This window comes from Pseudoxanthomonas taiwanensis (genome assembly GCF_010093135.1).
In the GTDB taxonomy this organism is placed as follows: Bacteria; Pseudomonadota; Gammaproteobacteria; order Xanthomonadales; family Xanthomonadaceae; genus Pseudoxanthomonas; species Pseudoxanthomonas taiwanensis.
The window spans coordinates 1-25,229 of the sequence record NZ_PDWK01000044.1; the positions used below are offsets into that span (position 1 = coordinate 1).

The 25,229-nt window shown below is 71.8% G+C and carries 21 protein-coding genes and 8 tRNA genes; 15 read left to right on the forward strand and 14 right to left on the reverse strand.

From position 1 onward, the window contains the following. Nucleotides 1–122: 122 nt before the first annotated feature. From ppk1 to CR938_RS09380, 4 genes are all read right to left on the reverse strand, one after another. Nucleotides 123–2,228, reverse strand: a complete 2,106-nt coding sequence (gene ppk1 / locus CR938_RS09365) for a polyphosphate kinase 1 (protein ID WP_162124760.1) — start codon at nucleotides 2,226–2,228, stop codon at nucleotides 123–125. 40 nt (nucleotides 2,229–2,268) lie between these two features. Next, entirely contained in the window at nucleotides 2,269–3,591 is a 1,323-nt protein-coding gene (phoR, locus tag CR938_RS09370) for a phosphate regulon sensor histidine kinase PhoR (protein WP_425502432.1), read from the reverse strand. Between the two features lie 61 nt (nucleotides 3,592–3,652). Beyond that, entirely contained in the window at nucleotides 3,653–4,342 is a 690-nt protein-coding gene (phoB, locus tag CR938_RS09375) for a phosphate regulon transcriptional regulator PhoB (RefSeq protein WP_162124762.1), read from the reverse strand. A gap of 68 nt (nucleotides 4,343–4,410) precedes the next feature. Further along, a complete protein-coding gene (locus CR938_RS09380) occupies nucleotides 4,411–6,069 on the reverse strand; it encodes a M48 family metalloprotease (RefSeq protein WP_162124763.1) in 1,659 nt (552 codons plus the stop codon). A 136-nt stretch (nucleotides 6,070–6,205) separates the two neighbouring features. Between CR938_RS09380 and grxC the strand changes: the two genes are divergently transcribed. From grxC to CR938_RS09400, 4 genes are all read left to right on the forward strand, one after another. Next, a complete protein-coding gene (gene grxC, locus CR938_RS09385; RefSeq protein ID WP_162124764.1) occupies nucleotides 6,206–6,505 on the forward strand; it encodes a glutaredoxin 3 in 300 nt (99 codons plus the stop codon). Beyond that, the gene (locus CR938_RS09390; RefSeq protein WP_162124765.1) at nucleotides 6,502–6,897 is read left to right on the forward strand and encodes a carboxymuconolactone decarboxylase family protein; all 396 of its coding nucleotides are present in this window, start codon (nucleotides 6,502–6,504) and stop codon (nucleotides 6,895–6,897) included. The genes grxC and CR938_RS09390 overlap by 4 nt, the downstream gene beginning before the upstream one ends. A gap of 147 nt (nucleotides 6,898–7,044) precedes the next feature. Beyond that, the gene (locus tag CR938_RS09395) at nucleotides 7,045–8,052 is read left to right on the forward strand and encodes an isocitrate dehydrogenase (RefSeq protein WP_162124766.1); all 1,008 of its coding nucleotides are present in this window, start codon (nucleotides 7,045–7,047) and stop codon (nucleotides 8,050–8,052) included. A gap of 127 nt (nucleotides 8,053–8,179) precedes the next feature. After that, nucleotides 8,180–9,514, forward strand: coding sequence for a Na+/H+ antiporter NhaC family protein (locus tag CR938_RS09400; RefSeq protein ID WP_162124767.1), 1,335 nt, complete (start codon nucleotides 8,180–8,182; stop codon nucleotides 9,512–9,514). Nucleotides 9,515–9,577: 63 nt separating this feature from the next. Here the strand turns inward: CR938_RS09400 and CR938_RS09405 are convergent, their stop codons facing one another. The 6 genes from CR938_RS09405 to CR938_RS09430 form a co-directional block, all read right to left on the reverse strand. Further along, nucleotides 9,578–10,333 (reverse strand): Bax inhibitor-1/YccA family protein, encoded by a 756-nt coding sequence (locus CR938_RS09405; RefSeq protein ID WP_162124779.1) that lies wholly within the window; start codon nucleotides 10,331–10,333, stop codon nucleotides 9,578–9,580. 121 nt (nucleotides 10,334–10,454) lie between these two features. Next, nucleotides 10,455–10,540: transfer RNA gene (locus CR938_RS09410), tRNA-Leu, on the reverse strand. Nucleotides 10,541–10,625: 85 nt separating this feature from the next. Beyond that, nucleotides 10,626–10,701 (reverse strand) — tRNA-Lys (locus CR938_RS09415). 73 nt (nucleotides 10,702–10,774) lie between these two features. After that, nucleotides 10,775–10,851: transfer RNA gene (locus CR938_RS09420), tRNA-His, on the reverse strand. A 30-nt stretch (nucleotides 10,852–10,881) separates the two neighbouring features. After that, nucleotides 10,882–10,958: transfer RNA gene (locus CR938_RS09425), tRNA-Arg, on the reverse strand. Between the two features lie 37 nt (nucleotides 10,959–10,995). Continuing rightward, nucleotides 10,996–11,072, reverse strand: a tRNA-Pro gene (locus CR938_RS09430). Between the two features lie 253 nt (nucleotides 11,073–11,325). Here CR938_RS09430 and tig point away from each other — a divergent pair. From tig to CR938_RS09470, 8 genes are all read left to right on the forward strand, one after another. Then, entirely contained in the window at nucleotides 11,326–12,621 is a 1,296-nt protein-coding gene (tig, locus tag CR938_RS09435; RefSeq protein ID WP_162124768.1) for a trigger factor, read from the forward strand. A 128-nt stretch (nucleotides 12,622–12,749) separates the two neighbouring features. Then, the gene (gene clpP, locus CR938_RS09440; protein ID WP_162124769.1) at nucleotides 12,750–13,376 is read left to right on the forward strand and encodes an ATP-dependent Clp endopeptidase proteolytic subunit ClpP; all 627 of its coding nucleotides are present in this window, start codon (nucleotides 12,750–12,752) and stop codon (nucleotides 13,374–13,376) included. Nucleotides 13,377–13,523: 147 nt separating this feature from the next. Then, nucleotides 13,524–14,807, forward strand: a complete 1,284-nt coding sequence (gene clpX, locus CR938_RS09445) for an ATP-dependent Clp protease ATP-binding subunit ClpX (protein ID WP_162124770.1) — start codon at nucleotides 13,524–13,526, stop codon at nucleotides 14,805–14,807. A 189-nt stretch (nucleotides 14,808–14,996) separates the two neighbouring features. After that, entirely contained in the window at nucleotides 14,997–17,465 is a 2,469-nt protein-coding gene (gene lon, locus CR938_RS09450) for an endopeptidase La (protein WP_162124771.1), read from the forward strand. A 159-nt stretch (nucleotides 17,466–17,624) separates the two neighbouring features. Beyond that, complete coding sequence (locus tag CR938_RS09455) at nucleotides 17,625–17,948, forward strand: HU family DNA-binding protein (protein WP_281350250.1); 324 nt, start codon at nucleotides 17,625–17,627, stop codon at nucleotides 17,946–17,948. 33 nt (nucleotides 17,949–17,981) lie between these two features. Beyond that, nucleotides 17,982–18,056 (forward strand) — tRNA-Val (locus tag CR938_RS09460). Nucleotides 18,057–18,130: 74 nt separating this feature from the next. Further along, nucleotides 18,131–18,207, forward strand: a tRNA-Asp gene (locus CR938_RS09465). 128 nt (nucleotides 18,208–18,335) lie between these two features. Next, the gene (locus CR938_RS09470) at nucleotides 18,336–20,312 is read left to right on the forward strand and encodes a peptidyl-prolyl cis-trans isomerase (RefSeq protein WP_162124773.1); all 1,977 of its coding nucleotides are present in this window, start codon (nucleotides 18,336–18,338) and stop codon (nucleotides 20,310–20,312) included. Between the two features lie 85 nt (nucleotides 20,313–20,397). Here CR938_RS09470 and CR938_RS09475 read toward each other — a convergent pair whose 3' ends face one another. After that, nucleotides 20,398–21,567, reverse strand: coding sequence for a lytic transglycosylase domain-containing protein (locus CR938_RS09475; protein WP_246191033.1), 1,170 nt, complete (start codon nucleotides 21,565–21,567; stop codon nucleotides 20,398–20,400). Next, entirely contained in the window at nucleotides 21,564–22,325 is a 762-nt protein-coding gene (gene gloB / locus CR938_RS09480) for a hydroxyacylglutathione hydrolase (protein WP_162124774.1), read from the reverse strand. Before gloB ends, CR938_RS09475 begins: the two co-directional genes overlap by 4 nt. Nucleotides 22,326–22,336: 11 nt before the next feature. On the opposite strand from gloB, the gene CR938_RS09485 reads away from it, so the two are divergent. Genes CR938_RS09485 through dnaQ form a run of 3 tightly spaced genes read left to right on the forward strand, consistent with a single transcriptional unit; the run spans nucleotide 22,337 to nucleotide 24,254 of the window. Next, the gene (locus CR938_RS09485; RefSeq protein WP_162124775.1) at nucleotides 22,337–22,978 is read left to right on the forward strand and encodes a hypothetical protein; all 642 of its coding nucleotides are present in this window, start codon (nucleotides 22,337–22,339) and stop codon (nucleotides 22,976–22,978) included. Between the two features lie 21 nt (nucleotides 22,979–22,999). Beyond that, complete coding sequence (gene rnhA, locus CR938_RS09490) at nucleotides 23,000–23,452, forward strand: ribonuclease HI (protein ID WP_162124776.1); 453 nt, start codon at nucleotides 23,000–23,002, stop codon at nucleotides 23,450–23,452. Nucleotides 23,453–23,456: 4 nt separating this feature from the next. After that, on the forward strand, nucleotides 23,457–24,254 hold the full coding sequence (dnaQ, locus tag CR938_RS09495) for a DNA polymerase III subunit epsilon (RefSeq protein ID WP_162124777.1): 798 nt from the start codon (nucleotides 23,457–23,459) through the stop codon (nucleotides 24,252–24,254). On the opposite strand, the gene CR938_RS09500 is transcribed toward dnaQ, so the two are convergent. Both CR938_RS09500 and CR938_RS09505 read right to left on the reverse strand, forming a co-directional pair. Then, nucleotides 24,226–24,930 carry a PP2C family protein-serine/threonine phosphatase gene (locus tag CR938_RS09500; RefSeq protein WP_162124778.1) on the reverse strand — a complete coding sequence of 235 codons (705 nt, stop codon included), beginning with the start codon at nucleotides 24,928–24,930 and terminating at the stop codon, nucleotides 24,226–24,228. The genes dnaQ and CR938_RS09500 overlap by 29 nt on opposite strands. A 110-nt stretch (nucleotides 24,931–25,040) precedes the next feature. Next, nucleotides 25,041–25,131: transfer RNA gene (locus CR938_RS09505), tRNA-Ser, on the reverse strand. Between the last annotated feature and the right edge of the window lie 98 nt (nucleotides 25,132–25,229).

Below are 25,229 nucleotides of genomic sequence, written 5' to 3' on the forward strand. Positions count from 1 at the left end.
TCGCGCCGCGTGCGCTTGCGGCTCCCCAGACCCTCGGCATCACCGAACGACAGCTGCATCGCACTCACCCCGATCACGGTGAGGCATTGTCGCGCAATCGGGCGGAGTTGTTCAGACCTTCCCTAGAGCTCGTCCAGCAGGGCCTGCTGCGCCGAGTGCGGGGCCTGGCCGGGGGCCGGCTCGCACTTGCGGTAGCGGCCGTCCGGGCCCAGCTCCCAGGCGTTGATGTTGTCGGCCAGGTAGTTGTGCAGCACCTCGCGCTCCACCCGCGCGGCCAGCTCCGGGTCCAGGATCGGGAAGCAGATTTCCACCCGCCGCAGCAGGTTGCGCTCCAGCCAGTCGGCGCTGGCGCAGAACAGTTCCGGTCGGCCGTCGTTGCCGAACCAGTACACCCGGCTGTGCTCGAGGAAGCGGCCGACGATGGAGCGCACCCGGATGTTCTCCGACACGCCGGGGATGCCCGGGCGCAGGGTGCAGGCGCCGCGCACGATCAGGTCGATCCGGACCCCGGCCTGGGAGGCGGCGTACAGGGCGCGCACCACCTGCGGCTCGTTGAGCGCGTTCATCTTGGCGATGATCCGGCCCGGGCGGCCGGCGGCGGCGATGCGTGCCTCGCGCTCGATCCGCTGCAGCATCCCGCTGTGCAGGGTGAAGGGCGAGTGCAGCAGGCGTTGCAGGCGGATGCGCGGTGCCAGCCCGGACAGCTGCTGGAACAGCTGGTGCACGTCCTCGCCGATCTCCGGGTTGGCGGTGATCAGGCCCAGGTCGGTGTACTGGCGCGCGGTGCCGCCGTGGTAGTTGCCGGTGCCCAGGTGCACGTAGCGGCGTAGGCGCCGGCCCTCGCGCCGCACGATCAGCAGCATCTTGGCGTGGGTCTTGAAGCCCACCACGCCGTACACCACCTGCACGCCGGCCTCCTGCAGGCGGTCGGCCACGCCCAGGTTGGCGTCCTCGTCGAAGCGCGCGCGCAGCTCCACCACGACGGTCACGTCCTTGCCGTTGCGGGCGGCCTGCACCAGGGCGTCGACGATGGCCGAGTCCTTGCCGGTGCGGTACAGGGTCTGCTTGATGGCCAGCACGTCCGGGTCGCTGGCGGCCTGCTTGAGCAGCTCCAGCACCCCGGCGAAGGAGTCGAACGGGTGGTGCAGCAGCACGTCGCCGCGCGCCACCCGGGCGAACACGTCCTCGTCCTCCAGGCGCTGGCGCGGGGCGAAGGGCGGGTACTTCAGCTCCGGACGCTGCACCAGGTCGTAGACTTGGATCACCCGGTTGAGGTTGACTGGGCCGTCGATGTAGTACACCGCGTTCTCGCCCAGGCCGAAGTTCTGCAGCAGGGTGCGCACGATCGGCCGGGGGCAGTCGTGGGCGATCTCCAGGCGCACCGCCGGGCGGTAGCCGCGGCCGGGCAGTTCGCTGCGCAGGGCCGAGGCCAGGTTCTCCACCTCGTCCTCGTCCAGCATCAGCTCGGAGTCGCGGGTGACGCGGAACTGGTAGGCGCCGCGCACCGTCATGCCCGGGAACAGCTCGCCGGCGAAGGTGGACAGCATCGAGGACAGCAGCACGAAGGCCCGCTCGTCCCTGCCGCGCAGGCGGGGCGGCAGCTCGACGATGCGGCTGAGCGAGCGCGGTGCGCGCACGATGGCCAGGTGGCCGGGCCGGCCGAAGGCGTCGATGCCCTCCAGCACCACCACCACGTTGAGCGACTTGTTGAGGATGCGCGGGAACGGGTGCGACGGGTCCAGGCCCAGCGGCGAGAGCACCGGCATGACCTTGGTGCGGAAGTAGGCGCGCAGCCAGCGCCGTTGGCGCGGGGTCCAGTGCCGCGGGTTGACGATGCGCACGCCGGCCTTGGCCAGGGCCGGGCGCAGCACCTCGTTCCAGCAGCGGTACTGGGCATCCACCAGCTCGCGTGAGCGCTCGTGGATCAGCTCCAGCAGCCGCCCGGGGGTGATGCCGTCCGGCGCGGCGGTCAGGCACAGCTGCGCCGAATGGCGCACCGTCGCCACACGGATCTCGAAGAACTCGTCGAGGTTGGTGCAGGAGATGCAAAGGAAGCGCAGCCGCTCCAGCAGCGGCACCTGCGGGTCCATCGCCTGGGCCAGCACGCGGAAGTTGAAATCCAGCTGCGACAGTTCGCGGTTGAGGTACAGGGCGGGGTCGCGCAGTGGATCGGCGCCGGGTGCGTGCGCGGCGTGCAGGGGATCGGGCAGGCGGCTGTCGTGGTTCATGCAGGACCGGCTCCGGTGTCGGTGCGCGCCGGCCGCGGCCTCATGGCGCGGCCGGCGCGGCCACCGGGCCATCATGCCTCATGCGCACCCGTTCCGGGCCGAAATGGCAGGTGAACCGGCTGCCGTGGCCGACCCGGCTGTCGATGGACAGCCGCGCCTGGTGCAGGCCCAGTACGTGCTTGACGATGGACAGGCCCAGGCCGGTGCCGCCGCTCTCGCGCGGGCGGCTGGCCGAGACCCGGTAGAAGCGCTCGGTCAGGCGCGGGATGTGCTCGGCCGGGATGCCCGGGCCGGTGTCCTCCACCGACAGGGCCGCGCCACCGCCGTCCTCGCGCGCGAACACGATCCGCACCGTGCCGCCGGCGGGGGTGTAGCGCACCGCGTTGGCGACCAGGTTGGAGAAGGCGCTGTGCAGGTCCTGCGGCGAGCCGAGCAGGTCGCAGCCGGCCTCGTCGCGCACCTCGACGGCGTGGCGGCCCTGGCCCAGCGCCGCGGCCTCGCGCGCCAGCGAGGCCAGCAGCGGTGCCATCTCCACCGGCTCCTCGGGCAGGCTGTCGCGCGATTCCAGGCGGGACAGGGTCAGCAGGTCCTCCACCAGCCGGGCCATGCGCTGCGACTGCCTGCGCATCTCCGCCAGCGCCGTCGCCCATTCCGGATGATCCTCCGGATCGAGCATGTCCAGGTAGCCGTGGACCACGGTCAGCGGCGTGCGCAGCTCGTGCGAGACGTTGGCCACGAAGTCGCGCCGCATCCGCTCCAGGTGCAGCAGCTGGGTGACGTCGCGCGCCACCAGCAGCCACAGGTCCTCGGAGTAGGGCAGCAGGCGCAGGTGCAGGTGCACCCGCCCGTCCACCGGCGAGGGCGCGTCCAGGATGGGCTCGGCCCGGCGCCCGGCGGCCAGCCAATGCGCGATCGGCAGCGGATGCAGGCGCGCGGCCAGCGGCGCGCCCAGGTCGCGGTGCGGCGCCAGGCCCAGCAGGCCGGTGGCGGCGCGGTTGAACCAGCGGATGCGCTGGGTGTTGCGGTCCACCACCACCACCGCGTCGGGCAGGGCGTCGGCGGCGGCACGGTAGGCGCGCAGCAGCTGCAGCAGGCGGCGGCGGGCCGCGCGGGTCTGTGCCTGGCGCCGGTGCAGCAGGCGCCCCAGCGCGTCCCAGATGCCGCGGGCCTCCGCCGCCGGCGGTCGGCGGCCCTGCAGCAGGCGGTACAGGCGCCAGCCGTGCCAGCCCAGCAGGCCCAGGGCGGCGACCGCCAGCGCCGCGCCGGGGTGGCCGGCGACCCGGCCGGCGAGCGCGGCCGCGGCCAGCACCAGCAGCGCGTCCCGCAGGCTGCGCCACAGGGCGCGGCGCAACGGCGGCGGCAGGGCGTGGCGGGATCCGTGGGACGGGGGGACGGGGGGACGCATGCCTGCCGCGGTGGCCGCCTCAGACCAGGGCGGAGAAACGATAGCCGGCACCCCGCACGGTCTGCACCATCGCGTCGGCGCCGTACGGCTCCAGGGTGCGGCGCAGGCGGCGGATGTGCACGTCCACGGTGCGTTCCTCCACGTACACGTTGCCGCCCCAGACATGGTCCAGCAGCTGGGCGCGGCTGTACACCCGGTCCGGATGGGTCATGAAGAAGTGCAGCAGGCGGTACTCGGTCGGGCCGATCGGCACCGTCCGGTCGCCGGCATAGAGCCGGTGCGCGGCACCATCGATGCGCAGCACGCCCACCGTCACGCTGCCGTCCAGATCGTCCCCGCAGGCGCGGCGCATCACCGCGCGGATCCGTGCCAGCAGCTCGCGCGCGGAGAACGGCTTGACCACGTAGTCGTCCACTCCGGCCTCCAGGCCGCCGACCCGGTCGTCCTCCTCGCCACGGGCGGTGAGCATGATGATCGGCACCTCGCGGGTGAGCCCGTCGCGGCGCCAGCGCCGCGCCAGCTCCAAACCGCTGGTGCCCGGCAGCATCCAGTCCAGCAGGATCAGGTCCGGCACCCGGTCGGCGATGGCCTCCTGCGCCTGGCGGGCGTCCCCGGCCAGGACCGGGGCGAAGTCGCCCTTGCGCAGGGCGAAGGCGACCATGTCGCGGATGGCGGGTTCGTCGTCGACGATGAGGATCTGCTTCTGCATGGGCGGTCCCCGCCGGTGGCGTCGCAGGTATTGGACTACGGGCGCATGACGGTTGTATGACAGGCTGCTCAGCGGCGCCGGATGTCCGGGTCGTACACGCCCTGGCGGCGCAGCTCCAGCACGGTCGGGGTGATGGCGGCGATGCGCGCGTCCACCCGGGCGCGGGTCACGTAGTCCAGATCGCCACGCTTCTTCAGGTTCTCCAGCTGGATCAGGGCCTGCTCCGGGCGGCCCTTGAGGAAGGCGGCCTCGGCCCAGGCCTCGGCGGCGCGCACAGTGTCGCCGGCCAGCTCGCAGGCGCGGGCGAAGGTTTCCTGGAACACCGGGTCCTCGGCGGCGCTGGCCAGCAGCGGGCGCAGCACGGCCTGGGCGCGGCGCCCGGCCCCGGTGCCGCCCTGTTCGACCAGGACGCGGGCATAGGTCAGGGCCACCGGGCGGCTGCCGGGCAGGCGCTGCAGCAGCGCTTCGAAGCGGCGGTTGGCGTCCTCGTGGCGGCCGGCGCGGGACTCGGCCTCGGCCAGCGCCAGGGTGATCCAGACATGGTCCGGGTGGCGCCGCAGCAGCGCCTCCAGCTCGGCCACCGCCGCCTGCGGCTCGCGCGCCATCCGCACCAGGGCCAGGCCGTAGCGCTGCGCGTCGGTCAGGCCTTCGGGGCGGGCCCGGCGCAGGGCCTCGTACTCGCGGATGGCCGCGTCGGTGGTGTTGGCGCTGAGGGCGCGCAGGCGTTCCTGTGCCCATCGGAACTGGCCGGACTCGCCGTAGCCCAGCGCCTCGTCCAGACCGCCGATGCGCAGCTGCGAGGGCAGCAACGGGTTGCCGTTGCCCGGCGGCGGCGGGGCCTGCACCGGCGGCACCGGCTCCACCCGTTCCACCCGGCGCCCGTCCTCGGTGGTCACCGTGGTGGTGGCCCGGGTCGGCGCCACGCCCGTGCGGCGCAGCTGCTCGGCGCGCTCCTTGGCCTCGCTGATGCGGGTCAGGGTCATCGGGTGGGTGCGCAGGTACTCCGGCACGCTGTAGCCGCCCTGGTTGCCGCGCATGGCCAGCGACATCCGCTCGAAGAACCCGGCCATGGCGTCCACGTCGTAGCCGGTGCGGGCCAGGGTGCGGATGCCGATGCGGTCGGCCTCGGCCTCGTTGGAGCGGGTGTAGTTGATCTGGGTCTGCTGCATCAGGCCCATGGCGCTGACGATCGCCGCCTGGGTGGCGTCGCCGGTGGAATTGCCGCCGGCGGCCTGGGCGGCGACGATCGCCGCCAGCATGCCCAGCAGGATCGGCACCTGGTCGCGCTGGGCCCGTTCCACCGCGCGCAGCACGTGCTGCTGGGTGACGTGGGCGATCTCGTGGGAGAGCACCGCGGCCACCTCGTCCTCGCGCTCGGCGGTGAGCACCAGGCCGGCGTTCATGCCGATGTAGCCGCCCAGGGTGGCGAAGGCGTTGATCTGCCGGTCCTTGAGCATGAACAGGGTGAACGGCTGTTCCGGCCGGTCGCTGTTGGCGCCCAGGCGGTTGCCCAGCGACTGCAGCCAGTCGTCCAGCAGCGGGTCCTCCAGGGTGTAGCCGTAGTTGCGCAGCTCGCGCAGCATCATCGCGCCGTACTCGGCCTGGCGGGCCGGGGTCAGCAGCTCGCCGGCGGAGGAGCCGATGTCGGGCAGGCGCAGGTCCTGCGCCGGCGCGGTCGCGACGGCAAGGCCCAGGGAGACGGCGGCGGCCAGCAGCAGGGTGCGCAAGGCGGACTCCGGTTCGATCCGATCGCAGCATGCCCCGGCCGGGGCCGGGGGCGGGTGAATCGGTGGTTAATCCACAGCGTTCCGGGCCTGTAAACGGCCCGGCCGATACCATATCTGGTCTGACAACAACGCAGCCATGGAGTTTCCGGTGGCCAACGCACAGCCCGAGATCCGCATCTACTCCACCGCCGTCTGCCCCTATTGCGTGGCGGCCAAGAACTTCCTCAAGAGCCAGGGCCGCACCTGGACCGAGATCCGGGTGGACCTGGATCCGGCCGAGCGCGAGCGCATGGTGGCGCTGGCGCGCCGCACCAGCGTGCCGCAGATCTTCGTCGGCGACGTCCACGTCGGCGGCTACGACGACATGATGGCCCTGCACCGGGCCGGCAAGCTGCTGCCGCTGCTGGACGGCCAGGCGCCGGAGGCCTCGGCATGAGCGGCGCCGGCGGCGGGGACCGCGTACGCGCCTTCACCGAGTTCCGCCAGCGCATGAACGAACGCATCCTGGCCGAGCCGAACCAGGTGGTGCGCCGCTTCTTCGCCCTGGACACCCAGACCTACCAGCCCGGTGCCCTGGACGTGAAGACCAAGGAGCTGCTGGGCCTGGTGGCCTCGCTGGTCCTGCGCTGCGACGACTGCATCAGCTACCACGTGGCCCAGTGCCGCCAGGCCGGGGTCAGCCGCGAGGAGTTCTTCGAGGCCTTCTCGGTCGGCCTGGTGGTGGGCGGCTCCATCGTCATCCCGCACCTGCGCCGGGCGGTGGACTTCCTGGACCAGCTGGAGGCCGGGGAGGAAGCCCCCGGGGCCGCCCCGCACGAGCACGGTTGAGGCCGCGCCGGCCGGCCCCTCCCAAGGTCGAGGTGGGGTCCGGGCCGGCGATCGGGCATAATTTCACGGCCAACTGTTTACCCCCTTCCCATCCCATCCGCCACGCCCGGTCCCGGGCGTGTGCCTGCCTGCAAGGAACCCCAACCCATGACCAAGAAGATCACGGTCATCCGCGGCGACGGCATCGGCCCGGAGATCATGGATGCCACGCTGCACGTGCTCGAGGCGCTCGGCGCCGGCCTGTCCTACGAGGAGGTCGATGCCGGCCTGGTCGCCCTGGAGAAGCACGGCGAGCTGCTGCCGCAGGCCACGCTCGACTCGATCAGGCGCAATGGCGTGGCCCTGAAGAGCCCGCTGACCACCCCGGTCGGCGAAGGCTTCAGCTCGATCAACGTGGCCCTGCGCCGCCACTTCGACCTGTACGCCAACGTGCGTCCGGCCAAGTCGTTCCCGAACACCCGGTCGCGCTTCCCCTCGGGCGTGGACCTGATCACCGTGCGCGAGAACACCGAGGGTGCCTACATCGGCGAGGGCCAGGCCATCTCCGAGGACGGCGAGGTCGCCACCCTGACCCAGAAGATCACCCGCAAGGGCTCCGAGCGCATCGTCCGCTACGCCTTCGACCTGGCCCGCGCCACCGGGCGCAAGAAGGTCACCGCGGTGCACAAGGCCAACATCCTCAAGACCACCTCGGGCCTGTTCCTGAAGGTGGCGCGCGAGGTGGCCACGCAGTACCCGGAGATCGAGTTCAACGAGATGATCGTGGACAACACCTGCATGCAGCTGGTGATGCGTCCGGAGCAGTTCGACATCATCGTCACCACCAACCTGTTCGGCGACATCATCTCCGACCTGTGCGCCGGCCTGGTGGGCGGCCTGGGCCTGGCCCCGGGCGCCAACATCGGCAAGGACGCGGCCATCTTCGAGGCCGTGCACGGCTCGGCCCCGGACATCGCCGGCAAGGGCATCGCCAACCCGTGCGCGCTGCTGCTGGGTGCGGCCCAGATGCTGGACCACATCGGCCAGCCGCAGAACGCCGAGCGCCTGCGCAAGGCCATCATCGCCACGCTGGAGGCCAGGGACAGCCTGACCCCGGACCTGGGCGGGACCGGCACCACGATGGGCTTCGCCAAGGCCATCGCCAGCCGCGTGTGAGCCGATCCGGCCCGGGGCTGACGGGGAACGGGACGCGCGAGCGTCCCGTTTTCCATTACGGGCCTTCCCGGGGAGGCGGTCGCGGGCCTTAGGATGTGCGGTCCGTTCCCCCGCGTCCTTCTCCCGCATGAAACCCCGTCCCAGCGCGCTGGCGCTGACGCCCCTGCTGTTGTTCCTGGCCCTGTTCTTCGGCGCCGGGCTGTACTTCACCGCCCAGGGCAGGGCCCTGGGCTTCTACCAGCTGCGCGCCCCGGTGGCGATCCTGCCGGCGCTGGCGCTGGGCCTGTGGCTGGTCCGCCGCCGCGGCCTGCAGGCCCAGCCGGTGCTGCTGTCCGGCATGGGCGATGCCAACGTCATGCTGATGTGCCTGGTCTTCCTGCTGGCCGGCGGCTTCGCCGCCGTGTCCAGGGCGATCGGCGCGGTGGACGCGGTGGTGGCGCTGGGCCTGGGCATGCTGCCGCCGGCGCTGCTGCTGCCGGGCCTGTTCCTGGCCGCCGCGTTCGTGTCCCTGTCCATCGGCACCTCGATGGGCACGGTGGCGGCGGTGGCGCCCATCGCCCTGGGCGTGGCCGATGCCGCCGGGCTGGACCGGGTGCTGGTCACCGGCGCGGTGGTCGGCGGGGCGATGTTCGGCGACAACCTGTCCATCATCTCCGACACCACCATCGCCGCCACCCGCAGCCAGGGCGCGCAGATGCGCGACAAGTTCCGCGAGAACCTCCGCATCGCGCTGCCGGCGGCGCTGGCCACCGCGGCGCTGCTGGCGGTGCTGGGCGACCCGGCGCCGGGGGCCGCGCCGGCGGCGGTATCGCCATGGCTGGCGCTGCCGTATCTGCTGGTGCTGGCGCTGGCCCTGCTCGGGCTGGACGTGGTGCTGGTGCTGGGCATCGGCCTGGTCGCCGCCGGCCTGGCCGGGGTGCTGCTGGGCGAGGGCTACGGACCGGCCCGCTTCGCCGGCGACGTCTGGACCGGCTTCGAGGGCATGGTCGAGATCGTGCTGCTGTCGGTCCTGGTCGGCGGGCTGGCCGCGCTGATCCGCGCCGGCGGCGGGCTGGAGTGGCTGGCCGGGGCCATCGCCCGCTTCGCCGGCGGCCATACCGGGCGCCGCGCCGGGGAGTTCAGCATCGCCGCGCTGTCGGCTGGCGCCGACGCGCTGACCGCCAACAACACCGTGGCCATCCTGGTCAGCGGCGAGCTGGCCCGTGACATCGCCGGGCGCCACGGCATCAGCCCGCGGCGCGCGGCCAGCGTGCTGGACGTGTTCGCCTGCGTGGCCCAGGGCGTGCTGCCGTACGGCGCGCAGATCCTGCTGGCCGCCTCGCTGGCCTCGGTCTCGCCGCTGGCCCTGGCCGGGCGCGTGCACTACTGCTGGCTGCTGGCGCTGGTGGCGGTGGGCTTCATGCTGTGGCCGGACCGGCGGCGCGGCCGGGACGCGCCGGCCGGGCAGGGCGCACGGGCCTGAAACGCGAAACGGGCGCCCCGGGGCGCCCGCTCCGCGTCTGCCGCCGGCGGTGGCGGCCGTGACTCAGTCGCGCGACTGCAGCTTGGCCAGCAGGCGCAGGAACTCCACGTACAGCCACACCAGGGTGACCATCAGGCCGAAGGCGCCGTACCACTCCATGTACTTCGGTGCACCCTGCTCGACGCCGGTCTCGATGAAGTCGAAGTCCAGCACCAGGTTCAGGGCCGCGACCACCACCACGAACAGGCTGAAGCCGATGCCGACCAGGCCCGATTCGTGGATGTACGGGATGCCGATGCCGAAGAACCCCAGCACGATGGTGGCCAGGTACACCAGGGCGATGCCGCCGGTGGCGGCCACCACGCCGAGCTTGAAGTTCTCGGTGGCGCGGACCAGGCCGCTGCGGTAGGCCATCAGCAGCGTGAACAGGGTGCCGAAGGTCAGCAGCACCGCCTGCATGACGATGCCGGGGAAGCGCGCCTCGAACAGCGAGGAGACGCCGCCCAGGAACAGGCCCTCGGCCAGCGCGTACAGCGGTGCGGTCACCGGCGACCATTCCTTCTTGAAGATGGTCACCAGGGCCAGGACGAAGCCGGCGATGGCGCCGCCCCAGACGTAGCCGGTGCCGGTCACGCCGGTCTCGGTGATCTGCATCTGCGACCAGGCGTAGGCGCCGGTCAGCACCGCCAGCAGGAGGAGCAGGCCGGTCTTGTTGACCGTGCCGTTGAGGGTCATCGCGCCGGCGTCGCGCGAGACGACGGTGCCGCTGCCGAGGTCGAGGAAGGTGGATTCCTTCAGGGCCGGGTTGCCGCTGCGGATCATCGTGTCGCTCCGTGAAGTGGTTGGAGTGCCGCCGGAAGCATACATGGCGTCCGGTGGGGAAGAAGTGGGGGAATGCCCGGGGCCGATCAAGGGGGCGCCCGCGGGGCGCCGGCCGGGATGGGGCGAAAGGCGGGACTCGAACCCGCACGGGGGCTACCCGCTGGAACCTAAATCCAGTGCGTCTACCAGTTCCGCCACTTTCGCGTGCCGGCGCATTCTAAACCGCACGCGGGCGGCGGTGCGCGGATACGAAAAAGCCCCGCGCCGGCGGGGCTGATTCGATGTTCGGTGGTGGGCCGTCAAGGATTCGAACCTTGGACCTACTGATTAAGAGTCAGCTGCTCTACCAACTGAGCTAACGGCCCGAACTGAGTCGCATATCCTATGCAGTTTCTGCCGTCCTGGCAAGCCCCCTCGCGACGCGGAACCGCTCGGGGATGGGGTGGCTGATGGGATTCGAACCCACGACCACTGGAATCACAATCCAGCACTCTAACCAACTGAGCTACAGCCACCATGTTTTGAACTTCCGCCGGCGCCCATGCTGGCGCGCCCGGCAGGACTCGAACCTGCAACCGCCGGCTTAGAAGGCCGGTGCTCTATCCGGTTGAGCTACGGGCGCACAACTCGGTGTCGCATCGGCCTCCCCCTGGACGGGATGGTCGGGGTAGAGGGATTCGAACCCCCGACATCCTGCTCCCAAAGCAGGCGCGCTACCAGGCTGCGCTATACCCCGGCGTGCTGGGTACGGGTCCGGCCTTCGGCTCGCCGAGCCCGGCTTCCGGGAGCCCGAGGGCGCCCCGAAGGCCGGCTATTGTCGTGAATGCGGTGCGGCCCTGTCAATGGGAGCGGCGCGGGACTCTGGCGCCACGCCCGCCGATAGGCGAAACTAGCGCGTTTTCCGCAGGCGCCGGGGGGATTCCGGCGCCTTCCGTCCACCCCCGAGATTTCCGCCGTACGAAGGTCACGGCGGCAGGAGTCAGACCAACATGCAAGTCTCTGTCGAATCCACCGGCAACCTCGAACGCCGCATGAACTTCAGCCTGCCGGCGGAGCAGCTGGAGACCGGCGTGGCCGGCCGCCTGCGCGAGATCGCGCGCACCGCCCGGATCAAGGGCTTCCGCCCGGGCAAGGTGCCGGCCAAGGTGATCGAGCAGCGCTTTGGCGAGCAGGTCCGGGCCGAGGTGCTCGGCGCCCTGGTGCGCCAGACCTTCGACGCCGCCATCCGCGAGCACGACCTGCGCGTGGCCGGCACCCCGCGCATCGACCGCGCCGGCGAGGGCGAGCTGGACTTCGTGGCCACCTTCGAGGTGGTGCCGGACTTCGGCCAGATCGACGTGTCCAAGCTGCAGGTGACCCGCCACACCGCCGAGGTCACCGACGCGGACATCGACCAGATGATCGAGAACCTGCGCCTGCAGCGCCGCACCTGGAACAAGGTCGAGCGCGCGGCCGCCACCGGCGACCTGGTCACCGGCAGCCTGTGGACCGGGCTGGGCGACTTCCGCCAGCCGGCCGAGGGCAGCGAGCGGTTCGGCACCATCATCGGCTCGGGCCAGCTGCTGCCGGCGCTGGAGTCGGCCCTGGTCGGCCTGGAGCCGGGCAAGGAGCACACCGTCGAGGTGGCCTTCCCGGAGAACTGGCGCCAGGCCGAGCTGGCCGGCAAGACCGCCCAGGTGCACGTGACCCTGGACCAGGTCTCCGAGCCGGTGCTGCCGGAGGTGGATGCCGCGTTCATCAAGAGCTTCGGCGTCAAGAGCGGCAAGATGGAACAGTTCCGCCAGGACATCCGCACCAACCTGGAGCGCGAGCTGAAGGGCGCCCTGATGGCCCGCCTGCGCCGCGAGGTCGGCGAGGCCCTGACCGCCGCCTACGCCCACGTCGAGCTGCCGCCGCGCCTGGTCGAGAACGAGGCCCGCGCCATGCTGGCCCAGCAGCTGGAGCAGGTCCGCCGCATGGGCCGCGACCCGGGCCAGGTGCCGGCCGACGCCCACCAGCAGTTCGTCGAGCCGGCGCGCAAGCGCGTCCTGGCCGGCCTGCTGGTCGGCGAGGTGGCCCGCCAGTACGAGCTGCGCCTGGATCCCAAGCGCGTGAACGAAACCCTGCGCCTGATCGCCTCGACCTACGAGGAGCCGGAGCAGGTCATTGAGATGTACCGGAACGATCCCCAGTTGATGTCGGGTCTGCAGGCCCGGGTGATGGAGGAGCAGGTGATCGACTGGATCGCCGAGCGCGCCCAGCACACCGAGCAGAAGCTGACCTTCCAGGAGGCGATCCGGGGCTGAGGCGGCGCGGGCGCGGGCCCGCGGCGCCCCGGGCCGGCGGAGGCCCCTCCGCCGGCGCCGGCCCGCCGCCGCCGGGCCTGCCGTATCCTCGTTCCATACCGCAACCGCTTGACCAACCGGAGCCGAACATGAGCCTCGAAACCAAAGCCCTCAACCTGGTCCCGATGGTGGTCGAGCAGACCGCCCGCGGCGAGCGCGCCTACGACATCTACTCGCGCCTGCTGAAGGAGCGGGTGATCTTCCTGGTGGGCCCGGTCGAGGACCACGTGGCCAACGTGATCATCGCCCAGATGCTGTTCCTCGAGGCCGAGAACCCCGACAAGGACATCAGCCTGTACATCAACTCGCCGGGCGGCCTGGTGACCGCGGGCATGGCCATCTACGACACCATGCAGTACATCAAGCCGGACGTGAGCACCATCTGCGTCGGCCAGGCGGCCTCGATGGGCGCCGTGCTGCTGGCCGCCGGCGCCAAGGGCAAGCGCTACGCCCTGCCCAACTCGCGGGTGATGATCCACCAGCCGCTGGGCGGGTTCCAGGGCCAGGCCACCGACATCGAGATCCATGCCCGCGAGATCCTGAGCATGCGCTCGCGGCTGAACGAGATCCTGGCCCACCACACCGGCCAGACCATCGAGACCATCGCCCGCGACACCGAGCGCGACAACTTTAAGAGCGCCGCCGAGGCCAAGGCCTACGGCCTGGTGGACGAGGTGCTCGAACGCCGTCCCGAGGACTCCATCCAGGCCGGCTGAGGTCCCACCGGCCGGGCCGGGGTTGTCCCGGGGCGGCCCTGACCCCATTCATGCAAGGCCCGGCGCGCCGCTGGCGCGCCCGTGGCCCTGTGCTATTCTCGGACCGACCCGCCCCCGCGGCGGGCTGCGACACTGGAAAAACGAAGCATGAGCGAAGACCGGCAAGGCCGTTCCGGCGACAACAAGATCCTCTACTGCTCCTTCTGCGGAAAGAGCCAGCACGAGGTGCGCAAGCTGATCGCCGGCCCGAGCGTGTTCATCTGCGATGAATGCGTCGAGCTCTGCAACGACATCATCCGCGAGGAGCTGGAGGAGAAGGCGCAGTCGGCGCGCAGCTCGCTGCCGAAGCCGCGCGAGATCCTCGAGGTCCTCGACCAGTACGTGATCGGCCAGCAGCGCGCCAAGAAGACGCTGGCGGTGGCCGTGTACAACCACTACAAGCGCATCGAGAGCCGGCAGAAGAGCGACGACGTCGAACTGGCCAAGTCGAACATCCTGCTGATCGGCCCGACCGGCTCGGGCAAGACCCTGCTGGCCGAGACCCTGGCGCGCCTGCTCAACGTGCCGTTCACCATCGCCGACGCCACCACGCTGACCGAGGCCGGTTACGTGGGCGAGGACGTGGAGAACATCATCCAGAAGCTGCTGCAGAAGTGCGACTACGACGTCGAGAAGGCGCAGCAGGGCATCGTCTACATCGACGAGATCGACAAGATCTCGCGCAAGAGCGAGAACCCGTCCATCACCCGCGACGTCTCGGGCGAGGGCGTGCAGCAGGCCCTGCTGAAGCTGATCGAGGGCACGGTGGCCAGCGTCCCGCCGCAGGGCGGGCGCAAGCACCCGCAGCAGGAGTTCCTGCAGGTGGACACCCGCAACATCCTGTTCATCTGCGGCGGCGCCTTCGCCGGCCTGGAGAAGATCATCCAGCAGCGCACCACCGAGGCCGGCGGCATCGGCTTCGGGGCCAAGGTCAAGAGCAGCACGCGCAAGGCCGACACCGGCAAGCTGCTGGCCGAGGTCGAGCCCGAGGACCTGATCAAGTTCGGCCTGATCCCGGAGTTCGTCGGCCGCCTGCCGGTGGTGGCGACCCTGGAGGAGCTGGACGAGGAGGCCCTGGTCAAGATCCTGACCGAGCCGAAGAACGCCATCACCAAGCAGTTCAAGAAGCTGTTCGAGATGGAGGGCGTGGAGCTGGAGTTCCGCCCCGACGCCCTGACCGCGATCGCGCGCAAGGCGCTCAAGCGCAAGACCGGCGCCCGCGGCCTGCGCACCATCGTCGAGTCGGTGCTGCTGGACACCATGTACGAGCTGCCGTCCATGGAGAACGTCAGCAAGGTGGTGGTGGACGAGTCGGTCATCGAGCACAAGACCGAGCCGTACCTGATCTACCAGACGCCGCCGCCGTCCACCAAGGTGGCTTCGGCCGACTGACCCCGCGCGCCGCCCTCCGGGCGGCGCGTCCGTATCCGCCCCCGCCCGGGGTTCCCGGGCGGACCGGTCCGCCGGCGCAACTGCCTGATCCGGCAGGGAAAACGCGCCGTGCTTGCATCGCGCGCGGCCAGGCCCCATAACGGGGTGGAGGCGGCCGCGCCGCCAACCGTTTCCCCCAACGGAGCCTGCATGTCCCGTACCCGTTCCGACGCCTTCGAGCTGCCCGTCCTGCCGCTGCGGGACGTGGTGGTGTTCCCGCACATGGTCATCCCGCTGTTCGTCGGGCGGGACAAGTCCATGCGCGCCCTCGAGCAGGCGATGGAGGCCGACAAGCAGATCCTGCTGGTCGCGCAGAAATCCGCCGAGATCGACGACCCGCAGGCCGCCGACCTGCACGGCGTCGGCACCCTGGCCCAGGTCCTGCAGCTGCTGAAGCTGCCCGACGGCACCATCAAGGTGCTGGTCGAAGGCACCGCCCGGGTCAAGGTCGGCCGCATCACCGAGCGCGACGGCGCCCTGCACGGCGTGGGCGAGCTGGTCGAGAGCACCACCAACCGCGAGGAGCGGGAGCTGGAGGCGATCACCCGCACCCTGGTCAACCTGTTCGAACAGTACGTCAAGAGCAACCGCAAGCTGCCGCCGGAGCTGCTGCAGACCCTGTCCGGCATCGAGGAGCCCGGCCGCCTGGCCGACACCATCGCCGCGCACATCGGCGTGCGCCTGGCGGACAAGCAGCGCCTGCTGGAGACGGCCGACATCGCCGACCGCCTGGAGCTGCTGATCGGCCTGGTCGAGGGCGAGATCGACGTGCAGCAGCTGGAGAAGCGCATCCGCGGCCGGGTCAAGTCGCAGATGGAGCGCAGCCAGCGCGAGTACTACCTCAACGAGCAGATGAAGGCCATCCAGAAGGAGCTGGGTGACCTGGACGACTCGCCCGGCGAGATGGAGGAGCTGGCGCGCAAGATCGCCGAGGCCGGCATGCCCAAGGCCGTGGAGGCCAAGGCCAAGAGCGAGCTGAACAAGCTCAAGCAGATGTCGCCGATGTCGGCCGAGGCCGCGGTGGTGCGCAACTACCTCGACTGGCTGCTGGGCGTGCCGTGGAAGAAGCGCAGCAAGGTGCGCCGCGACCTGAAGGTCGCGCAGGCCACGCTGGACGCCGACCACTACGGCCTGGAGGAGGTCAAGGAGCGCATCCTCGAGTACCTGGCGGTGCAGTCGCGCGTCAAGCAGATGAAGGGTCCGATCCTGTGCCTGGTCGGCCCGCCGGGCGTGGGCAAGACCTCGCTGGGCCAGTCCATCGCCAAGGCCACCAACCGCAAGTTCGTGCGCATGAGCCTGGGCGGCGTGCGCGACGAGGCCGAGATCCGCGGCCACCGCCGCACCTACGTCGGCTCCATGCCGGGCCGCATCGTGCAGAACCTCAACAAGGCCGGCACAAAGAACCCGCTGTTCGTCCTGGACGAGATCGACAAGATGTCCATGGACTTCCGCGGCGACCCGTCCTCGGCACTGCTGGAGGTGCTGGACCCGGAGCAGAACCACAGCTTCAACGACCATTACCTGGAGGTCGACCTGGACCTGTCCGAGGTGATGTTCGTGGCCACCTCCAACTCGCTGAACATCCCCGGCCCGCTGCTGGACCGCATGGAGGTGATCCGCATCCCGGGCTACACCGAGGACGAGAAGCTCAACATCGCCCAGCGCTACCTGGTGCCCAAGCAGCTGAAGGCCAACGGCCTCAAGCCCGAGGAGCTGGCCATCGACGGGGACGCCATCCGCGACATCGTGCGCTACTACACGCGCGAGTCCGGCGTGCGCAACCTCGAGCGCGAGATCGCCAAGATCTGCCGCAAGGTGGTCAAGGAGATCGCGCTCAAGGGACCGCAGCCGGCGAGGAAGGCCGCCGCGCGCAAGGCGCGCAAGGCACCGAAGGCGCTGGTGCAGGTCACCTCGGAGAACCTGGGCAAGTACCTGGGCGTGCGCCGCTACGACTTCGGCCGTGCCGAGGAGCAGAACGAGATCGGACTGGTCACCGGCCTGGCCTGGACCGAGGTCGGCGGCGACCTGCTGCAGATCGAGGCCACCCTGGTGCCGGGCAAGGGCCAGCTGATCCTCACCGGCCAGCTGGGCAACGTGATGAAGGAATCGGCCTCGGCCGCGCTGTCGGTGGTGCGCTCGCGCGCCGAGGTGCTGGGCATCGACGCCGACTTCCTGCAGAAGCACGACGTGCACCTGCACGTGCCGGACGGGGCCACGCCCAAGGACGGTCCCAGCGCCGGCATCGCCATGGTCACCGCGCTGGTGTCCACCCTGACCAAGGTGCCGGTGCGCGCCGACGTGGCCATGACCGGAGAGATCACCCTGCGTGGCAAGGTCACCGCCATCGGCGGCCTGAAGGAGAAGCTGCTGGCGGCGCTGCGCGGCGGCGTGCGCACGGTGCTGATCCCGGAGGAGAACCGCAAGGACCTGGCCGACATCCCGGCCAACGTCACCCAGGGGCTGGAGATCGTCCCGGTGCGCTGGATCGACCAGGTGCTGGACCTGGCCCTGGAGCGGCCGCTGGGGCCACCCAAGGGCGGCAAGGCGAAGCCGGGCCGCGCCCGCGGCGGCAGCCGCCGGGAGCGGGTGCTTCCGGACCAGGCGGACGTCACGCACTGAGGCCGGCATCCGATCGACGCATGCAATGGCGCGGGCCGGAAACCCGCGCCATTGCTGCATTTCGGCTTGCGGCATGGGGGCGCGGCCCTGTATAACGGGCGCCCCCGCCAGCGGCTTTGGTTCCGCGGCGGCGGTCCACTCACACCGGGCACGCCACGCATGCGTGACCGGATCCATCTCCGCGGCGCAGCCGCACAGGGAGCCAGCAGAATGAACAAAACCGATCTGATCGAAGCCGTGGCCGGCGAAGCCGAAGTCACCAAGGCCGAAGCCGCCCGCGCGGTGGATGCCGTGATCAACACCATCACCAAGGCGCTGAAGAAGGGCGACACCGTCACCCTGGTCGGCTTCGGCACCTTCCAGGTCCGCAAGCGCGCCGCCCGCACCGGCCGCAACCCGAAGACCGGCGAGACCATCAAGATCAAGGCCTCGAAGAACCCGACCTTCAAGGCTGGCAAGGCCCTGAAGGATGCTGTAAACTGATCAGCCTGCTGCCGAGGTAGGGAATAGGCACCCGGGTGCTTAGCTCAGCGGTAGAGCGTCGCCCTTACAAGGCGAGGGTCGGGGGTTCGAAACCCTCAGCACCCACCACCGGCGGCGCGAAAAAATTTGTGGGAAGGACTAGCGCAAACCCGAAAGTTCTCCTACAATAGATTTCCCAACGCGGAGCGGTAGTTCAGCCGGTTAGAATGCTGGCCTGTCACGCCGGAGGTCGCGGGTTCGAGTCCCGTCCGCTCCGCCACTATCCAGGAAGCCCCCGAGCGATCGGGGGCTTTCTTTTTGCCCGCGCGGGCGGCGCGCCGGCCGTTCCGCCGCGGCCGCCCGCGGCCGGGTTACACTTCGCCGCTTAACCAACCAGGCTGGCAACAGATGCTGCAGAAACTCCGCGAGCGGTCTTCGGGATGGGTCGCCACGATCATCATCGGGCTGCTGATGATCCCGTTCGTATTCGTCGTCGACCAGAGCTACCTGGGCGGCATGGGCGCCAACAACGTCGCCCAGGTCAAGGCGCCGCCGGCGTGGTGGCCTGGTGCCCCGGCCTGGTGGCCGGTGTCGATGCTGTGGGAGCACGAGGAGGTCAGCGGCGACGAGTTCCGCCAGCGCTTCGAGCAGGAGCGCATGCGCCAGCGCGAGGCGATGGGCGACCAGTTCGACCCGCGCCAGTTCGAGAGCGCCGAGAACAAGCGCCGCGTGCTCGAACAGCTGGTGGACGAGAAGGCGCTGGTGCTGGCCGCGCGCCGCGCCGGCGTGACCGTCTCCGATGCCGCCCTGCGCGAGTACATCCGGCAGATCCCGGCCTTCCAGGCCGACGGCAAGTTCGACGCCACCCGCTACCAGCTGGCGCTGGCATCGCAGGTGCCGCCGCTGCCCCCGCGCCGGTTCGAGGACATGGTGCGGCAGGGCCTGATGCAGTCGCTGATCCCCTCGGGGCTGGCCGCTTCGGCCTTCGCCACCGACGCGGAGGTTGACCGCCTGCTGCGCCTGTCCGCCGAGACCCGCGACGTGGAGGTCGCCCTGCTGCCGCTGCCGGAGGAGGACGCCGCGCCGGTGTCCGACGAGGAGACCAGGGCCTGGTACGAGGGCCACCGCGCCGACTACCTGCGCCCGGAGACGGTGACCATCGAGTACGTCGAGGTGGACGCCGCGCAGCTGCCCGAGCCGGCCCCGGCCGACGAGGCCACCCTGCGCCGCCGCTACGAGGAGGAGAAGTCGCGCTTCGTCGAGCCGGAGCGGCGCCTGGCCTCGCACATCCTGGTGCGGGTGGAGCCGGACGCCGACGAGGCCGCGCGCAAGGCCGCCGAGGAGAAGGCGCAGCGCCTGGCCGCGCAGGCCCGGGCCGAGGGTGCCGACTTCGCCGCGCTGGCGCGCGAGCATTCCGAGGATCCGGGTTCGCGCGATGCCGGCGGCGACCTGGGCTGGGTCGAGCGCGGCACCATGGTGGCGCCGTTCGAGGAGGCCCTGTTCGCGATGCAGCCGGGCGAGGTGCGCGGCCCGGTGCAGACCGACTTCGGCTACCACGTGCTGCAGCTGCGCGAGGTCAGCACCGGCAAGCAGGTGCCGTTCGAGGAGGTGCGCGAGGAGCTGGCGCGCGAGCACGCCCAGGCCGAGCGCGAGCGCGCCTACAGCGAACTGAGCGGGCGCCTGACCGACCTGGTCTACCAGAACCCGTCCACGCTGGAACCGGCGGCCAAGGCCGTGGGCCTGGAGGTGCGGCGCCTGGGGCCGTTCAGCCGCGACGAGGCCACCGGCATCGCCGCCGCGCCGGAGGTCAAGCGCGCCGCCTTCTCCGAGATCCTGATCGAGGACGGCACCGCCAGCGACCCGATCGAGCTGGGCCCGAACCGCAGCGTGGTGCTGCGTGTGGTCGAGCACACCCCGGAGCAGGCCCGCCCGCTGGAGGAGGTGCGCGACCAGGTGGTGGCCGCGGTGCGCGCCGACCGCCGCGCCAGGGCCGCGGCCGAGGCCGCCGAGGCGCTGGTCAAGCGCCTGCAGGCCGGCGAGGCCCTGGCCGAGGTCGCCGCCGCGGCCGGCGCCGAGGTCACCCCGCTGCCGGGTCTGCCGCGCGGCGCGCCGGTGCCGACGCCGCAGGTCAACCGCGCCGTGTTCGAGGCCGAGGCCCCGGCCGAGGGCAAGCCGTCGGCTGGCCGCGTGGCCCTGCCGGACGGCCGCCAGGTGCTGTACGTGGTCACCGCCGTGCATCCGGGCAATCCGGAGGAGCTGCCGGCCGAGCAGCGCCAGCAGGTGCGCCGGCAGCTGGCCGAGCTCGACGGCGCCGCCGCGGCCGACGCCTACGTGCGCCAGCTGCGCCAGCGCTTCCGCGTGGAGGTGCGCGAGGAGCAGCTGTAAGTCCCGAGGGCGGCTCCGCGCCGCACGGTGGCGCAACCCGACGGGCGCGGAGGCACGGCTTCCGCGCCCGTTGCGTTTGTGCCGCTCAGTCCAGGCGCAAGACCATGCCGGGCCGGATCAGGGCGCGCCGGCCCAGCCCGTTGGGCTCGATCAGCCGTGCCGACGCCATGCCGTAGCGGCGGGCGATCTGCCACACCGATTCGCCGCTGCGCACGGTGTGGGTGCGCGGCGCGGCCCCGCCGGCGGCGCCGGGGGGGGCGGCCACGGCCGCGTCGCCGTCGGCCTCCGTCGTGGGGACGGAGACCAGGATGCCGGGCGGCGTCCGCGGTACCAGCGCCAGCGGCGCCTGGCCACGCGGCCAGGCCGAGGCCAGGGCCGGATTGAGCCGGCGCAGCAGCTCCGGGTCGTGGCCCTGCGGCTGCGCCCAGTCGGCCAGGTGGGTGGCGCCTTCCAGACGGTGTGCGTGCAGGTGCAGGACCGGCCGGTCCAGTTCGCCCAGCCAGGCCGCGTCCTTGCCGGCCTCCTCGAGCACGCAGGCCAGCGCGTGCAGCTTTTCCACGTAGGCGTAGGTCACCGGCGACAGGCCCGGCAGGTGTGCGGACCCGGCCGCGGCCGGGTCGGCGCCGCTGCGTCGCAGCGCCTGGCGCACGCGCTGCTCGCCGGCGTTGTAGGCCATCGCCGCCAAGCGCCAGTTGCCGTCGAACATGCCGTTGAGGGTGCTGAGGTAGCGCACCGCGGCGGTGGTGGATTCGGCCGGCGACAGGCGGCCGTCATAGGCGCCGCCCACCGGCACGCCGTGGTGGCGGGCGGTGGTGTCGATGAACTGCCACAGCCCGGCCGGGCCGCTGCGGCTGCGCGCGCCCGGCGCGTAGCCGCTCTCGACGAACGGGATCAGGGCGAACTCGGTCGGCAGCCCGGCCTCGCGCAGGGCGTCGACCACGTAGCCGAACAGGGGCAGTGCGTCGCTGCCCGGGTCGGCCAGGCGCCGCGGCGCGTGGGCGAAGTGGCGACGCCAGCGGCCCTGGTCGCCGTTGCACTCCGGCTCGGCCAGGCCATCGCGGAAGGCCCGGTAGATCTCCAGACCGTTGCGCATGCCGGCGGCCTCCGGGTCCTCGGGGTGGGGCGGTGGCGATGGCAGGGTGGCCGGTGCATCCACCGGCAGCGCCTGCTCCTGCGCGGCCTCCTGGGCGATGGCGGCCGCGGCCTGCGGCAGGGCCAGCCAGAGCAGCAGCGCGAGCCGGCGCGACCCGCTCACGCGCCGAACCCGTCCTTCCAGGCACGCAGGACTGCGAACACCTCCACCGCGTCCTCGGGCGGGCGACCGAGGCGGCGCTCGGCGGCGGCGCGCACCGCCGGGACGTCGCAGCGCAGGAACGGGTTGCAGGCCAGCTCGTCCTCCAGCCGGGCCGGCAGGGTCGACCGGCCGGCACGGCGCAGGGCGGCGGCCTCGTCGCGGCGGCGGGCCAGGGCCGGGTTGTCCGGCTCCACCGCCAGGGCGAAGGCGGCGTTGGCCAGGGTGTACTCGTGGCCGCAGCAGATCCGGGTGTGCCCCGGCAGCGCGGCCAGGCGCCGCAGCGAGGCGTGCATCTGCGCGGGTGTGCCCTCGAACATGCGGCCGCAGCCCAGGCTGAACAGGGCATCGCCGCAGAACAGCACGTCTCCGGTGCGGAAGGCGAGGTGGCTGCGGGTGTGGCCGGGCACGGCCAGCACCTCGACGTCCATGCCGGCCAGGCGCAGGCGTGCGCCGTCGCCGACGTGCTCGCAATCCAGGGCGATGCGCGCGTCCTCGGGCGCGAACACCGGCAGGCCGGGGAATCGTTCCAGCAGCGCGGGTACGCCGCCGCAGTGGTCGGCGTGGTGGTGGGTGACCAGCACCGCCGCCGGTGCCAGCCCCTCCGCCGCGGCCGCCAGCACGGGCGTGGCGTCTCCGGGGTCCACCACCAGCGCGCCGTGGCCTTCGTCGAGGACCCAGACGTAGTTGTCCTCGAATGCGGGCAGCGCACTCAGTCGCATAGAATCCGACCATGCCCGTCCCCGCGTCCAGCCGTCAACCCGGCGCCTCGACCTGGTTCAGCGGACAGGCGGGGCAGTGGCTGCTGGCCGAGGAGCGGCGCTGGCTGGCCGGGGCGCTGGCCAGCCGCCCGGTCCGCCCGTGGCTGTGGGTGGCGCCGGTCGCGGCCGGCGGCTGGCGGCCGCCGTCGCCCCGCGGCCTGCTGCTGCACCAGGACGGCGCGGGCTACGCCGGCAGCGTGCGCTGCGGTCTGCCCCTGCCGCTGCCCAGCGAGTGCGTCGGCGACGTGGTCCTGCAGCATCCGGCGCCGGAGCGGCTGGACGCGCTGCTTGAGGAGAGCGTGCGCGTGCTGGTCGAGGGCGGGCGCCTGTGGCTGTGCGTGTTCACGCCGTGGAGCCCGTACCGCCTGCGCGGCGGCGGCGCGCCCGGCTTCGCGCCGTCGCCGGGCCTGTGCCGGCGCCGGCTGCGCGCGCTGGGGCTGCAGTACCTGGCCCCGGCGCATTTCGTCGGCCCGTGCTGGCGCATGCGCCCCGGCGCCGGCGGTGCCGCCGCGCCGCTGCGCGCGGCCTGCGTGATCATGGCCGAGAAGCGGGTGGCGGCACCCGTGGCCCCGCTGCCGCTGCGGTGGCGCCGCGGTGCGGCGCCGGCGGCATGAATCCCCCCAACCGGACTGCGAATGAAGCAAATCCAGATCCATACCGACGGCGCCTGCCTCGGCAACCCCGGGCCCGGCGGCTGGGCCGCGCTGCTGCGCTACAAGGCGCACGAGCGCGAGCTGGCCGGCGGCGAATCGGATACCACCAACAACCGCATGGAGTTGACCGCGGCGATCATGGCCCTGGAGGCGCTGCGCGAGCCCTGCGAGGTGGTGCTGCACACCGACTCGCAGTACGTGCGCCGGGGCATCACCGAATGGATGCCCGGCTGGGTGCGGCGCAACTGGAAGACCGCCGGCGGCGACCCGGTGAAGAACCGCGACCTGTGGGAGCGGCTGCACGCCGCCTGCCAGCGCCACCGCGTGGACTGGCGCTGGGTCAAGGGCCACAACGGCGATCCGGACAACGAGCGGGTGGACGCGCTGGCGCGCGCGGCCGCGCAGCAGGTCAAGGCGCAAGGCAGGGTAGACTAGCCCCGTGCGCCAGATCGTCCTCGATACCGAAACCACCGGCCTGTCCTGGGAGAAGGGCAACCGCATCGTCGAAATCGGCTGCGTGGAGCTGCTGGAGCGGCGCCCGACCGGCCGCACCTTCCACCGCTACCTGAACCCGGACCGCGAGTTCGAGGCCGGCGCCCAGGAGGTCACCGGCCTGACCCTGGAGTTCCTGGCCGACAAGCCGCGCTTCGCCGAGGTCGTGGACGAGTTCCTCGAGTTCATCGACGGCGCCGAGCTGGTGATCCACAACGCCGCCTTCGACATCGGCTTCCTCGACTACGAGCTGTCGCTGCTGGGGCCGCAGTACGGCCGCATCGCCGACCGCTGCCGGATCGAGGACTCGCTGCTGCTGGCGCGCGAGCGTTTCCCCGGCCAGCGCAACTCGCTGGATGCGCTGTGCAAGCGCCTGGGCGTGGACAACAGCCACCGCCAGCTGCACGGCGCGCTGCTGGACGCCCAGATCCTGTGCGACGTCTACCTGGCCCTGACCTCGGGCCAGGAGGAGATCGGCTTTGCCGAGCCGGTGGACGCGGCGGCCACGACCGTGGCGGTGGCCGAGTTCGCGCCGGGGGCCGGCGAACGGCCCCGGATCACCGCCTCGGCGGAGGAGGCGGCCGCGCACCGGAAGCGCCTGGCGACCCTGCGCAAGAAGGCCGGGCGGGCACTGTGGGACGCGCTGGAGCCGCTGCCGGAGACGGAGGAAGGCAAGGAGGCGGTGTCGGCCGGAGCCGGCGCCGCCCGGGTGCGCGCTACTGGCAGCGCACCAGCACCACGGTGATGTTGTCCGAGCCGCCGCCGTCCAGCGCCGCGGCCACCAGCATGTCCACGCACTCCTGGGCGCTGCAGTCGCCCTGCGCCAGCACCTCGGCGATGCGGGCGTCGTCCACCTCCTCGGTCAGGCCGTCGCTGCACAGCAGCAGCTGCATGCCCGGGCGCAGCTCGCCGGAGGTGACGGACACGTTCAGGTGGGACGGATCGGTCACCCCCAGCGCCTGGGTGACCACGTTGCGCTGCGGATGCTGGCGGGCCTGCTCGGGGGTCAGGCTGCCCTGGGCGACCAGGTCCTGGACGTAGCTGTGGTCCTGGCTGAGCTGGGCCAGGCTGCCGTCGCGCCAGAGGTACGCGCGGCTGTCGCCGACCCAGGCCACCTCGTAGCGGTCCCCGCGCACCCGCGCGGCGACCACGGTCGTGCCCATGGGCAGGGCGTCGTTGCGCCGGCGCGAGGCGCGGATGATCTCCTCGTCGGCCAGCAGGATGGCCTGGGCCAGCGGCGTGCCGCCGCGCACCTCGCGGACGATGGCCTCGCGCGCCAGGGCACTGGCCACCTCGCCGCAGGCGTGGCCGCCCATGCCATCGGCCACCAGCCACAGGCCGAGCTCGCCGTCGCCGTAGTAGGTGTCCTCGTTCAGCACGCGGCGCAGGCCCGGGTGGGTGAGGTGTCCGAATTCGATCATGGGTCCGTGGCGGTTTCGCCCGGACGCAGGATAAACGCATCGCGCCCGTGCCGGGCAGCCGTTCGGCCGCCGCAAAAAAAGACGGGCGCGAGGCCCGTCTTTCGGGAAGCTGGCGGAAAGGGTGGGATTCGAACCCACGGTACCGGAGACCGGTACACCGGATTTCGAATCCGGCGCATTCGACCACTCTGCCACCTTTCCGCGGTCCCACGGCCGGCCGGCCGCGGGACCCGCAATGATACGGATGCCGGGGCCGTCGTACAACTTCCCCCCCCCCGGCCCCGGCATCCGTATCATTG